General features: G+C 35.4%; 13 protein-coding genes and 1 pseudogene. 7 read left to right on the top strand and 7 right to left on the bottom strand.

Annotated features, from left to right (window positions below):
* Nucleotides 1-233: 233 nt before the first annotated feature.
* The 3 genes from KHA93_RS02480 to KHA93_RS02470 form a co-directional block, all read right to left on the bottom strand.
* Nucleotides 234-1,100 carry a Cof-type HAD-IIB family hydrolase gene (locus tag KHA93_RS02480; RefSeq protein ID WP_213109264.1) on the bottom strand — a complete coding sequence of 289 codons (867 nt, stop codon included), beginning with the start codon at nucleotides 1,098-1,100 and terminating at the stop codon, nucleotides 234-236.
* Between the two features lie 125 nt (nucleotides 1,101-1,225).
* Nucleotides 1,226-1,579 (bottom strand): YlbF/YmcA family competence regulator, encoded by a 354-nt coding sequence (locus KHA93_RS02475; protein ID WP_213109263.1) that lies wholly within the window; start codon nucleotides 1,577-1,579, stop codon nucleotides 1,226-1,228.
* Between the two features lie 34 nt (nucleotides 1,580-1,613).
* Nucleotides 1,614-2,753 carry a DUF445 domain-containing protein gene (locus KHA93_RS02470; RefSeq protein WP_213109262.1) on the bottom strand — a complete coding sequence of 380 codons (1,140 nt, stop codon included), beginning with the start codon at nucleotides 2,751-2,753 and terminating at the stop codon, nucleotides 1,614-1,616.
* Between the two features lie 178 nt (nucleotides 2,754-2,931).
* On the opposite strand from KHA93_RS02470, the gene KHA93_RS02465 reads away from it, so the two are divergent.
* The 5 genes from KHA93_RS02465 to KHA93_RS02445 all read left to right on the top strand — a co-directional run bounded on the left by KHA93_RS02465 (nucleotide 2,932) and on the right by KHA93_RS02445 (nucleotide 6,324).
* A complete protein-coding gene (locus KHA93_RS02465; RefSeq protein WP_213109261.1) occupies nucleotides 2,932-3,150 on the top strand; it encodes a DUF5342 family protein in 219 nt (72 codons plus the stop codon).
* Between the two features lie 89 nt (nucleotides 3,151-3,239).
* On the top strand, nucleotides 3,240-3,431 hold the full coding sequence (locus KHA93_RS02460) for a hypothetical protein (RefSeq protein ID WP_213109260.1): 192 nt from the start codon (nucleotides 3,240-3,242) through the stop codon (nucleotides 3,429-3,431).
* Between the two features lie 321 nt (nucleotides 3,432-3,752).
* Complete coding sequence (locus KHA93_RS02455; protein WP_213109259.1) at nucleotides 3,753-4,649, top strand: PucR family transcriptional regulator; 897 nt, start codon at nucleotides 3,753-3,755, stop codon at nucleotides 4,647-4,649.
* Nucleotides 4,650-4,762: 113 nt separating this feature from the next.
* On the top strand, nucleotides 4,763-5,863 hold the full coding sequence (locus KHA93_RS02450; RefSeq protein ID WP_213109258.1) for an ABC transporter ATP-binding protein: 1,101 nt from the start codon (nucleotides 4,763-4,765) through the stop codon (nucleotides 5,861-5,863).
* 260 nt (nucleotides 5,864-6,123) lie between these two features.
* The gene (locus KHA93_RS02445) at nucleotides 6,124-6,324 is read left to right on the top strand and encodes an alpha/beta-type small acid-soluble spore protein (RefSeq protein ID WP_213109257.1); all 201 of its coding nucleotides are present in this window, start codon (nucleotides 6,124-6,126) and stop codon (nucleotides 6,322-6,324) included.
* A 72-nt stretch (nucleotides 6,325-6,396) separates the two neighbouring features.
* Here KHA93_RS02445 and fumC read toward each other — a convergent pair whose 3' ends face one another.
* The 3 genes from fumC to KHA93_RS02430 form a co-directional block, all read right to left on the bottom strand.
* Complete coding sequence (gene fumC / locus KHA93_RS02440) at nucleotides 6,397-7,779, bottom strand: class II fumarate hydratase (RefSeq protein ID WP_213109256.1); 1,383 nt, start codon at nucleotides 7,777-7,779, stop codon at nucleotides 6,397-6,399.
* 318 nt (nucleotides 7,780-8,097) lie between these two features.
* Nucleotides 8,098-10,170, bottom strand: a complete 2,073-nt coding sequence (locus tag KHA93_RS02435) for a transglycosylase domain-containing protein (RefSeq protein WP_213109255.1) — start codon at nucleotides 10,168-10,170, stop codon at nucleotides 8,098-8,100.
* A 512-nt stretch (nucleotides 10,171-10,682) separates the two neighbouring features.
* Entirely contained in the window at nucleotides 10,683-10,844 is a 162-nt protein-coding gene (locus KHA93_RS02430; protein WP_213109254.1) for a hypothetical protein, read from the bottom strand.
* Nucleotides 10,845-11,274: 430 nt separating this feature from the next.
* On the opposite strand from KHA93_RS02430, the gene KHA93_RS02425 reads away from it, so the two are divergent.
* Nucleotides 11,275-12,420 (top strand): sensor histidine kinase, encoded by a 1,146-nt coding sequence (locus KHA93_RS02425; RefSeq protein ID WP_213109253.1) that lies wholly within the window; start codon nucleotides 11,275-11,277, stop codon nucleotides 12,418-12,420.
* A 448-nt stretch (nucleotides 12,421-12,868) separates the two neighbouring features.
* Here the strand turns inward: KHA93_RS02425 and KHA93_RS02420 are convergent, their stop codons facing one another.
* Nucleotides 12,869-13,015, bottom strand: a complete 147-nt coding sequence (locus KHA93_RS02420; RefSeq protein WP_213109252.1) for a YjcZ family sporulation protein — start codon at nucleotides 13,013-13,015, stop codon at nucleotides 12,869-12,871.
* 178 nt (nucleotides 13,016-13,193) lie between these two features.
* Here KHA93_RS02420 and KHA93_RS02415 point away from each other — a divergent pair.
* Nucleotides 13,194-13,397 (top strand): annotated as a pseudogene (locus KHA93_RS02415) (hypothetical protein); the annotation flags it as partial.
* Nucleotides 13,398-13,502 lie beyond the last annotated feature (105 nt).

Below are 13,502 nucleotides of genomic sequence, written 5' to 3'. Positions count from 1 at the left end.
CTATTATTATACATCATAAGACATGTATAAGAAAGGACAAGCTTTATACGAAAAAGAGGGTTTTGTTAAAACTCATTGTTGTTTTTTAAACAATGTAGATTGGGGCCAAAGGCGCGACCTTACAGTCGTGTCCAGCACAGAAGAGTCGCGTGCCGCAAGTGAAAAGCAAGCGCCCATACGATTAAAAAAACAAATAGAAAAAGCCCTCACAAAGAGAGCTCATGTAGAAACTATTATTTTAAAACGTTTATTTTTTTCAAGAATTCTAGTTTGTATTGTTTACGGAAGTGTTCTTTTACCATATAGGCCACACCATTATCATTATTCGTCCTAGTGTTCCAATTCGCTGCCGATCGAACGATATCAGGTGCATTTCCCATAGCTACCCCAAGTCCTGCCCATTTAATTAAAGGTAGATCATCGAACCCCGCTCCAATCGCTACAACCTCTTGTCTGTTTACACCATATTGTTCACATAAATATTTAACTCCATTCAATTTTGAAACACCTGTTGCAACAATATCGAGCTTTTTTTCATCTGTTTTAATGCATACAACCTCATCGTACATTTCTTCCATTGCTTTTATAGCATCAGCTACATGTGCAGTGTTATCAAAAATGGCTTCAATTTTTGGTGGTGAAACAGGATTTTCAATTAGTTTTTCACTTAGTTGATCAACGTATTGTTCAGAATAGGTAAAGCGGTTCGCTCTTTGGAACACAACCTTTGCTAGTATATTATCCGGCAGCTTTACTTTATTTCCAATTGAAAATTTTTCATGAACAAGCTTTATTTGACAAGAAAATGATTCAAGAAATGTTGTTATTTCACTCGTCAGTTTCTCGTGAATTTTATTTACATAAACAGGCTTGTTTAATTCCTTAGCTATAAATCCACCTTGATGTGAAACAATATGACTATCAACTTTTAATGATTTCGCTACCCTTTTTGCTGCTGAAAAATTTTTTGAAGTAGCCAATACTACTTTTATATCTTTTGATTGTGCAAATTCGATTGCTTCACGGGTCATTTTATTTATGCGGCCATTATCCTGTAATAATGTACCGTCAATATTTAATACAAGCATTTTATAAACCATGATGTCCCCCCTCATCGTGCAAGATATAACAATCCTATTTTATATTTATGTAAAATGTTTTGGGATAGAACACATCACTTATAAAAATAGAAAACCGCCTTCATTAGAAGGCGGCATATTTTTCCTTATTGATTGATAAAACCGTATAATTCATCAAGTGGTTTCATAATGATTTTGTTTAATTCATTTATTGACATACTCAACTGTTGTTCAGCTTCCATCAACCTCGTCACTTTTTCATTTCCTTGGACCTGATTGGCAATTTCCTGGGCTTCCATTATTTCTGTCTCTGTAATATCTCGCCCTTCCATTTGCTTTTGCTGAAGATTCATTTGAATATTTCGAAAAGCATCAAACATCGATTTTGCAATTTCATCATTTTCGACCTCGGTGTACATCATCTTTAAATGGATGAACTCATTACTGTTCCGCAAAGCTTTCTCAAGATCATAGGCATAATCAAACAAATTTGTAGCCATAAAGGTCATTCCTCCTTTCTGCCATATTATCATATTACGAAGTTAATAAAACAATAATTCCTTGAATTAGGCCAATGGCTCCTCCAAGAAGCGCGCCCAAATATGTGATCATGACTAATTCTTTTTTGGCAATTGAAATGACAAGTTCCTCAAGCCGAGGCAAGGAAAACGATTCGATTTGTTCCCGAATAATATCCTCCACTTGAAATCTTTCAATAATTTCACCTGATCGTTGTGCTAAATAAATCCCCGCTGATTCCAATATGCGTGGAACAAATGACTCTTCAATCGTATCTCTAAAAGGTAAAATGAGTTCCGCAATTTCCCTTTTAAAGAAGTTTTCTAGTTGGACTGTATCCTTTACAAACTTTTTTAAATAAAATAGTATTTTCTCATCTTCTAATTGGTTCAACAATTCACCCAACTGATTATTTTGCACTTTATTCCATTCTGATTCAATAACATTTACTAACATTGATTTTGTTCCGGGGCTATTTAAAAATTTGATAATTTCAGGTTGGACTTTTTCGGCTAAAGAGTCGTTGCCAAAAAACATTTGAATCATATTCCAAAGTCTCCCACGATCCTTCAAAAAGTCTTCAATCAATGTCTTTATTTTGTCTTTTCCTTCAGGGCTGGAAAAGTATTCAATTGTTTTTTGAATGATTCGATCTGCAGTTGCAGGAATTTTACCATGTACACTGGCTTTCCATTCATTTGGTAATATCTCTTGAATTTCTTTTTGCCAAAAATTATCTTTCAAGACTCCATATTTTTTTTCTATTTTTGTATCGATAAAGGAATGTATTTTTTCACTTGGATTCTTAATATGAAATTGTTCTAAAAGCTGCTCCAACGTCAATCCTTTTTCCAAAAAGCTTTTAATTTTACCTGAGAACCAAGTTTCCGTATCATGTTTAAATTTTTCTTCTGAAAGCTTTTTTTGAATGCTTTCCGGAGTTACTAAATGACCGACAACTAATTTTCCGATTTGTGCAGCAAGTTCATTTTGACGCTTAGGTATCAACCCAGGAGTAAATGGAAGTTGCCATTTTCCGATAAAAAATGTTTTGTATGGACGAAACAACATTCGAATAGCTATAAAATTGGTAAAACCACCAATTACTGCTCCAATGATTACCATAAATAAAATTAACCACAATCCGTTTTGCATCTATATCATCCTTTCATGAATCTCGGTTAGTGCAATATAAAATTGATAAAACATATTATAGCTTTTACGATTCCAGTGTACAAAAGGATTCTTATTTTTAGTCAAATAAGTGAATTTTTTGACAAAGTCTTTATTGGCCATCCACTTTTCTGTTAAAATAAACAATGAGGTGATTTACATGCTTCAACATTTCCAGATTCAATCACTTTATAAAGAAAAACTGCTTCCTGGATGGCTTTTCTCATTTTATTTTCGACAACAAAAATTCAATGGGATCTATCATCCTAACGGAAAAATTGAATGGCAATCAATATCACCAGATGAGCAATATATTTTATCATTGGAAAAACAAATACATGATTTAATGATTTATCATATATATGATAATCAGCGGTGACAAAATAATATTACACATATTTACCAACCAATAAAATGAATGTACCATACATCTTGCCTCCAAACTATTCTAAAGGAGGCTGATGAAAAATGAGTCAAGATAAAAAAGATCATCAATTTTTACCTGATACACAACATGAAGGACGAGACCAATTATATGTTGATGTGGACAGAATGATTAATGAAGGGATGTCCGGGGGCTCTGTTCATATGAGATCTGATTACACAAACATTGAAGAAGCCATCGATTTTTTTCCTGAAGACGAACCGAAAGAAATTTAGCGGGCTGGCATCATGTCAGCCCTTCCCTATTATGAAATAAAAGCGGAGGTGCCTTGATCATCGACGTACAGGCCCACAGGATGTGGGTCCGTCGACGATGGCACAAGGACGTGCCTATTTTAGTCGACGTTCCTTGCTTGGCCTTTGATAAAGGAAACACGATGAGCCTGCAAGGCGAATCGATGTTGACTTACGCAAAGGAAAAGGACAAGAAGTTTGCTAATCGATAGGCGCTGTAGCTGGACAAAGAAAGCCAAAGTTCAATAATATAGATTAGTAAAAATCTTATACTTTCTTATTTTTATATAAAGAGGCGACATTATGTTCAATCGATTATTACAATTGTATCCAAATGCTATTTCTGCTAGTGAACCAAATAACGATCTAGGATATATTTGGTTAAAAAGCGATGAAAATTATATAGGTATACCCAAATCTGATCTTTCCGAAAAAGAAAGATCTTTATTACATTTATTATTTCCAATTGAAAATGATGTTAAGAGTGAGCCTACCATTTCTACTTTTGCCAAAGAGTGGCGTAATTATTTAATTAGTAATGGCCCACTTCCAACTACACATACAAACTATATTAGATTTATTCACTTTTCTATTAAAAATATTCGTGATGTATTTCAATTTGATGAATGGGAAGAAGCAGTGAAAAGTTTATTTTCAAATGAAGTATTGATTGTTCCTTTTAGTAATAACGAAGGGGTTATTATAGAAGAGCAAAGTAATGTATCTATTACCGAAGAAGAACTTTTTTCCGCTATTCAAGCATTTGAGAGTGATTTTTTCTTTAAAATTCATTTTTTCATCGGTCGCTTTCAAGAAACAAACGATTCGTTGAAATCGTTATTTACCCTAGAACAATCAATGCTAGAATTGTCCCAATCTGAACACCCGGAGGAAAGAATTTTTACTAGAGAAAAACTGATGCCGCTCTACTTATATCAAATGATTCCGAAATCTGAAAAAAATATCATGTTTGCTGATGTACATACCTTATTAAAAGATGATATGGAATTAGCCGAAACGATTAAAGCGTATATTGAAAATCAGTCAAATGCCACGCTGACAGCAAAGCAGCTATTCATGCATCGAAATAGCCTGCAATACCGTATTGATAAGTTTATTGAAAAAACAGGAATCGACATTAAAACATTTCACGGGGCATTTTTTGCTTATTTAGCATGTTTGCATATTGACGAAAAATAATATGCAGCTTGCCTAAAAATCGTTTCTTTTTTTTGTGCACCCTGTCCATAGTCTCATGAAAGCGGATTCTGTAAACTATGAATTAATAACAATACTTTTTAGGGGGAAATAACATGGCAGAACTACGTTTAGATAATATTTATAAAGTGTATGACAACAAAGTTACAGCTGTTGAAGACTTCAACCTTCACGTTAAAGACAAAGAATTCATCGTTTTCGTTGGTCCTTCAGGTTGTGGTAAATCTACAACACTTCGTATGATCGCTGGATTGGAAGAAATTTCACAAGGTGATTTCTACATTGATGATAAGCGAGTAAACGATGTTGCTCCAAAAGACCGCGATATCGCGATGGTATTCCAAAACTACGCTCTTTATCCACATATGAGTGTTTATGATAACATGGCATTCGGATTGAAACTTCGTAAAATGCCGAAAAAAGAAATTGAACAACGTGTTAACGAAGCTGCCAAAATCCTTGGTCTTGAAAACTTCTTAGATCGTAAACCGAAAGCTCTTTCCGGTGGTCAGCGCCAACGTGTTGCTCTTGGACGTGCGATCGTTCGTGACGCAAAAGTATTCTTGATGGACGAGCCGCTTTCTAACCTTGATGCTAAGCTTCGTGTACAAATGCGTGCAGAAATTGCAAAACTTCACCAAAGACTACAAACAACTACTATTTACGTAACGCATGACCAAACAGAAGCGATGACAATGGCTAGCCGTATCGTTGTTATGAAAGATGGAATTATCCAACAAGTTGGAAGTCCAAAAGAAATTTATGATAATCCTGATAATATTTTTGTTGGTGGCTTTATTGGTTCACCTGCAATGAACTTCTTCCATGGTAAACTAGAAGCTGACGGCTTCACACTTGAGAATAAAGTTAAAGTCTCTGTTCCAGAAGGTAAATTGAAAATGCTTCGTGAACAAGGTTATGTTGGAAAGGAACTCGTACTTGGTGTACGTCCAGAAGATATTCATGACGAGCCAGCATTCATCGAAGCTTCACAAGGTACTAAAATAAATGTTACTATCGAAGTTGCAGAGCTTTTAGGTGCTGAAACAATGCTTTATTCAAAAGTTGGAAACCAAGAATTCGTTTCTAGAATTGACTCTAGAACGATTGTAGAGCCAGGCCAAAAAATGGATCTTGCATTTGATATGAACAAAGCTCATTTCTTTGATATTACTACTGAACAAAGAATTCGCTAAAATATATGAATCAAACCCCTACCTGAAAAAGGTAGGGGTTTTTCTGTGTAAAAGAAACATACTACATTTACGTACAACTAGAATATTTGGTGAAATTTCCCTGATACGTTAGCGCATATTTTAATGTAAAAAAAACATAATACAAAATACAAAAGCGCTTAAACTATTGGGTTAACCAAAGTTGGCACAGACATTGTGCGCCGGTGCAATTCCGGCTAGCCCAACCAATACTATATTTCACAACAAGGAGATGACACAAAATGGCTAACAACAACTCCAACCAAATTTTAGTTCAGGGTTCACAGCAAGCAATCGATCAAATGAAATACGAAATCGCAACTGAGTTTGGAGTAAACCTTGGCGCGGATACAACTTCTCGTGCTAACGGATCTGTTGGTGGAGAGATTACGAAACGTTTAGTGCAAATGGCTGAGCAACAGCTTGGCGGTTTTTCTCGCTAACACATTACAATTTTATAAAAATGGAAAAGCCCTCGGTGTAATACCGGGGGCAGTTTCTTTTTTATGAGATTATTAAAGGTTCACCATTTTACTTGGCACAATCCATTCGTCATACTGTTCTTCTGTTACATAGCCAGTTTTGATAGCTGCTTCTTTTAATGTTGTGCCTTCTTTAAATGCTAGTTTTGCAATTTCTGCCGCTTTTTCGTATCCAATATATGGATTCAATGCAGTTACAAGCATTAATGAGCGGTTTACGTTTTCTTCGATTACCTCTACATTTGGCTCAAGTCCTTCTACACAATTAACATCGAATGAAATCATTCCGTCCGCAAGTAAATGCACAGATTGCAAGAAATTATAAATAATCACTGGCTTGTAAACATTAAGTTCAAAGTTACCTTGGCTAGCAGCAAAACCAATTGCACCATCATTTCCAAACACTTGAACTGCCACCATTGTCAGTGCCTCACTTTGTGTCGGATTGACTTTTCCAGGCATGATGGAGCTTCCAGGCTCATTAGCAGGAATCGTAATTTCGCCAATTCCACTTCTAGGACCACTAGCCAACCAGCGAACATCATTAGCTATTTTTGTTAAATCAGCAGCTAGTCCTTTTAAAGCACCATGAACATACACGATTTCATCATGGCTTGTTAGCGCATGATATTTATTGTCAGAAGAAACAAAGGAATAACCAGTTTGTTCTCCAAGTTGAGCTGCCACCATATCGCCAAACCTAGGATCTGCATTGATTCCTGTACCTACAGCTGTTCCACCAATCGCTAAGTTCAGTAAATGTTCTGCACTTTCTTTAATCATTTTTTCACATTTTTCTAGCATTGCACGCCAACCGCTAATTTCTTGTCCAAGAGTAATCGGTGTAGCATCTTGCAGATGTGTGCGGCCAATTTTGATGATATTCATATAGGCCTCTTCTTTATTTAGTAGCGTTGCTTTCAATTGGCTTAGTGCCGGTAATAAACGACTGTAAATATCTTCGTATGCAGCTACATGCATTGCCGTTGGAAATGTATCATTTGAACTTTGTGACATATTGATATCGTCGTTTGGATGAATTTTTTCTTCAGAGCCTTGTTCTTTTAAAAGCTCATTCCCACGTCTTGCCACTACTTCATTCACGTTCATGTTCGATTGTGTGCCACTTCCAGTTTGCCAGACAACAAGTGGAAAATGATCATTAAATTTACCTTCTAACACTTCATCGCATGCTTTTGTAATAGCAGCTGTTTTTGCATCGGATAATTTTCCAAGCTTATTATTTGAAATAGCCGCTGCTTTCTTTAATTGCGCAAACGCTCTAATGATCTCGATTGGCATTTTCTCGTCGCCAATTTTAAAATTTTCTTTACTTCTTTGTGTCTGTGCACCCCAATACTTATCTTGAGGGACTTTTATTTCGCCTATTGTATCTCTCTCAATACGATATTCCATTATGTATATCCTCCTAATACTCGTTTTACACAATTCTTATTTTCTCATAATTCTTCAAAGTTTTCATCTAATAAGAAAAGTAAAAAGCGGCGAGCCCATTGAAGTTCAGGCCCACAGGTCGTGGCAGCTTTTAGTTTATGTTCCTTCTTCGGCTTAAGCCTTGAGATAAAGGAAACACAATGAGCCTGCAATGCGAATTGAAGTTGACTTACCCAAAAGAAAAGAACAAAATGTTTGCTAGTCGATAGGCGTAAGAGCAAGATACTAACAAGAAATTGATACTTTTATGAAAAAAAATAAGGGACAAATAATCGCCCCTTAATGTCTATATTTCCTATATATATCCTTGAGTTTTTCTTCAAATTTCTTAAGATTTCCTTTTCCTTTTTCGAGCTTTTGCTTCCACTTCTCCGCTTCTTTCGTCATTTTTTCATCGAAGTCATCAAACTTTTCTTTAAACGATTTATTCTCTTGTTGCTGCTTCAAGTTCTCATTTATCGATTTAGTTTCAAAGCTCATTTTTTCAACATTAGGAAGTGCCCCGCTCATTATAGCACGGAAAATAGGTACTACTGTGTCTCCACTTTTACCTTTCAAATAATGAGTGCGATCCGTAATATCATATCCTAACCATACTGCGCCCACTAAATTAGGAGTGTACCCTACAAACCATTGATCCTTCGTTCCTTCCGTGATGTCTTTAAAAGGGAGCTGGGTTGATCCAGTTTTACCTGCGATCGTATACCCATTTATTTGGGCATTTCTCCCTGTTCCCGATTCGACAACATTTAATAACATAGAAGTCATTTGTTCTGTTGTCTTACGGTCCGTAACTCGTGTTTTCTTAGGTTTAACTTCTACTTCTACATTCCCAGTAGGTCCAACTATTTTAGTAATAATATGGCTTTGTACTCTTTGTCCACCGTTTGCAAATACGGCATAAGCTTCAGCCATTTGTTTTGGAGAATATCCAGTTTTCGTTCCTCCAAGAGCCATACTCAAATATTTATCATCTTCCTGAAGAGGAAGACCAAATCGCTGAACAGAATCTATTCCTTTATTAAGACCAATCTCATTCAATAGCCATACTGCCGGAACATTTAATGACTCCTCAACTGCTTCATACATTGGAACTTCTCCAAGATATTGATGGTTATAGTTTTTTGGCTGGTAACCATCAAATGATAGATCTGCTTCATCTTTTAACTTAGCCTGCAGAGTATAACCAGCCTCCAATGCAGGTGTATAAACAGCTAAAGGTTTCATTACTGAACCCGGTTGTGCTGTTAATTGTGTAGCACGGTTATAAGCACGAAATGTATGCTCTCCTCTTCCGCCCACGAGTGCTCTTAACCCTCCCGAACTTGGTTCAAGTAAAACTGCACCGCTTTGTGCCAATGTTCCATCGTTGCTTACAGGGAAAAGTGAGTCATTTTGGTATACTTTTTCAAGGGAGGATTGGAGATTTTGGTCCATTTCCGTATATATTTTATAACCTCTTGTTAAGAGTTCATCTTGAGTATATCCATATAAATTAATGGCTTCATTAATGACTGCATCTACATAATAAGGATATTTCCCTTTTAATGGGTCGCCGCCTTTATCGTTAAGAACTATTTTTTCTGCGACCGCGTCTTTATATTGCTGTTCGGAGATCATGTTATACTTTTCCATTTGTCCTAGCACGACATCTCTTCGATTAATTGCACCTTCATAATTTTGATAAGGACTCAATGCAGTAGGCCGATTAATAATCCCTGCAAGCATCGCTGCTTCACTTATTGTTATATTTTCTACGTCTTTACCAAAATATTTCCTTGATGCGTTTTGTACTCCCCAAGCACCGCTTCCGAAATACACTTGATTCATATACATTTCTAAAATCTCATCTTTAGAAAATGTCTTCTCTATTTCAACCGCTAAAAATACTTCCTCCAATTTCCGCTTGAATGTACGTTCAGGAGATAACAGTGCGACTTTAGTTAATTGCTGAGTAATCGTACTTCCCCCTGCACTTATTCGTCCTGATTTTAGATTGAGGAAAACGGCCCTCATGATTCCTTTTACATCAAATCCCTTATGCTCTTTGAAGCGGTGATCTTCAATGGCAATGATGGCATTCTGTAAATGGGCAGGAACTTTGTCAATCGATACTCCTTCAATCCGATTAGCTGATATTTTACTTGCCTCGTCCCCATCTTTATCATAAATGACGGTAGATTGAGAAAGGCCTTGTTTTAATGATTCGACATTCGCTGCACTCGCTAAATAAGCAAAATAAGCAAGCACAAATAATATGGATAATGATAAAAGCAAAATAATAATTTGGTTAAGGTGAGCTCTTTTCCAAAATTTCTTAATCGCTTCTTTTGCTAAAATGATATATTTCATCAAAAAGTCCTCACTTTCTAGCTCTGCAACTATTATATAATATACGTTTTTTTATGACTAATTCTGAGAAAAAGTTCGATTTTTCTTCAGAAAAGCGCAAGCGCCTGTCCATCGACGTACAAACTTCAGGGTCTTTGACTGAGATAAAGGAAACACGATGAGCCTGTCAAGGCGAATCGATGTTGACTTATCGTAGGGAAAAGGACAAGAAGTTTGCTAGTCGATAGGCGCTGAAGCTGGACAAAGAAAAGCGCAAGCGCCTGTCCATCGACGTACAGGCCCACAGGATGTGGGTCCGTCGACTTTGGCACAGGACGTGCCGGTTTTGTCGACGTTCCTTGTTTGGCCTTTGACTGAGATAAAGGAATCACGATGAGCCTGTCAAGAAAGTGACAGCCAAAATTCAATAATGACCTATAAAAACTAATATTTACCTGGGTACACAAAAAAAGTCTTAGATAACACCATGACTGAAATGGTGTTTCTAAGACTATTTACGTTTTACTATACATTTAGGTTTCTTTTTTTAATTTATCTATTTCATCGTCCAAAGCTTTTAAATACATATACACTATTTGTTTCGTTTTGTCGTTCGCTTCGATGACATCTAGATGTTGCATACATTTTCTAACAAGCGGATGAATCATTTTCTTTTTAACAGTTTCGCCATTCATTTACTTCACCCCATTATCATATTTAATGTTTTGAAGCAATAATCTATAGTAAGGCGCAAACGGCTCTCGATGTTATAGTCAAATAAAACGCACAGACTTTGTCTGAATTTTGGTAAAATAAATGACAAATAAAGAAAAAACACTATTTAATACTTATTATTATAGACTAGATTTTCGATTAAATATATGGGTATATTTTCGCGGCTTATATTCAGTGGAAAAGTCCTATTTTTCGAATTATTATAGAATAAAAAATATTAAATCAAAAGATTCTTTACTATTTCTGTAAATAGACGATAATAAAAGGAGATGACAAACAATTCTTTCATTTAAAAACTTTATAGTTTTGGTAAATAAACTAAATATATACATTTTTGCCATTTGATAGATTTTTAGGAATTCACTGGTATAATATAATTGAGGTGAAGTGATGGATCAGTTGAAATTAGATATTGTTTCATTTATTGAATCAAGGAAAGAAAGTATTTTTGCCCGTTGGCAAAAGAAAATCATCTTACCAACTGAAAATGATTATGAAAAAACTATTTTAAGTGGCCAGTTTTTATTTGAGGTTATACTACGTGCTTTTTCATTAGAAAAGAATGAACTAGATCAATATTTTAACAAAATTACTTCTAAGAACGCTGAATCTTTGAAGATATATGAAACATCAAAAATCAGCTATTTTATTTATAATGCCAACATCGTCAAGAATGAAATACTTATCGAAATTTTGCAATATGACTCTTGTTGGGAAAATATTCACCCTGTTTATTTAAAACTATCTGAAATAAGTGATCGATTTTTATTTTTCGCAACGAAATTTTTTACAGCAATAAAGGATCAACAAGTTGAAGATTCTAAACATTTAAACAAAGATAATCACGAAGAAAGACTAACACTATTAGGTCAGATGACATCAAGCTTTGTTCATGAATTTAGAAATCCATTAACGACGATTCATGGTTTTGTTCAATTGTTACGTTCCGAAAATCCTGAACTTCCATATATGGATATTATCTTAAATGAACTTGAGCAATTAAAATTTAGAATTACTCAATTTTTGATGTTATCGAGAAAAGAAGTGCTTAATCAAGAGGTTACATTATTTTCATTAAATGAGTTACTCGATCAGATTGCGTCCTTTATCTATCCTCGGCTCCTTGAAGCTAATGTGGAATTAGAAAGGGAACTTGAAGATCATTTATATGTTAACGGATACATAGAAGAAATAAGACAAGTTTTAATTAATATTATTTTTAATGCAATCGATGTGTTAACCGAACAAATGACTTCCTCGGTCATAAAAATAAAAGGTTTTATGACCGAAGATCAATCCATCATTTTAGAAACGTCGAATACTGGCCCCAAAATACCTGAGCCATTATTAAATAGTATTTTTGAACCTTTTGTTACGACTAAAAAAACAGGGACTGGACTCGGATTATACGTTTGTAAAGAAATTATAGAAAAACATGATGGACAATTATATTGCACTTCTGACGATGAGTGGACAACATTTACGATTAAACTACCACCTGCTAATAAGAGTAATAAAGCCAGAGAAGAAGAATAAACTTTTCTGGTTTTTATACTTTACAAGGAAATGATAAATTTCGAAAAGTTGTGGAAATCGAAAAAAGGATCATTCCAGTCTATCTAAATCGATTATTAAAAGAATACTTCTTGTCCCTTCCTTCCACAAAGCCCACATCGACCCGTTCTATCTAACTAATAGCTCGAATACTTAAGGTCAAATACCCTCCAACCAATGACGTTATTAAGAACAACTTCATGGGATAGTGAATATATGCTTGTCCCACCAGTTTGAGCACGCTTTTTCAGCTCCGTTGTGTTTCCTTTATTACAAGTCATTGGCCAATACAGAAGGTCTACCTTAACTGCCACGTCCTGTGGCGACATCGATGGACAGGCACGAAAGATTAAAATTTAGCGGAGGGAATATTGCATCCCTCCGCCCTTATTTTCCCATTCTCCATTATGGCGTTTTATCAGGATTTCATTTAGAACCAAGCTGCTCCTACTATGATCAAAAGGATAAACAATACTACGATCAACGCGAAAGCACCAATGCCACAACCTCCGTAGCCATAGCCTCCATAGCCATAACCGCCATAGCCGCAACCGCAACCTCCATATCCGAAGCCCATTCTGCCTCACCTCCTGATTCGGAATAAGTGAGTGAAATCACTCTTGCACAATAGTCTATTCAGAAATAGCAAATGTGTATGGACGTTTTATAAAAAAAATGGTTTTTTTACTCATTCATGACTTTTCATTATAATGATATCTATCCATGTTAAATGTATGAAAGATGTAATACATCTTATGAAGTCACTAGTTCTAGCAGAAAAGCCAAGTGTAGCGTGTGATTTAGCTCGAGTTCTTGGTTGTACAAATAAACAAAAGCATTTTATTGAAGCTCCCAAATATATCGTTACATGGGCTCTTGGGCATCTAATTGATATAAAAATGCCTGAGGATTATGACCCTAGATTAATATCTTGGAATTATGAAGAAATTCTTTTGATCAGATATGTCATTCTTTGCATCAATAAAATCTTTTTGTTCATTATTGGGAATCAGTTGAATTAATAAGATTTATATATGTTAGAACATCATATTAACCTGATTAGA

It is taken from the genome of Lederbergia citrisecunda (assembly GCF_018343695.1).
Lineage (GTDB): Bacteria > Bacillota > Bacilli > Bacillales > Bacillaceae_C > Lederbergia > Lederbergia citrisecunda.
This window is presented reverse-complemented; position numbering and strand designations above follow the sequence as displayed.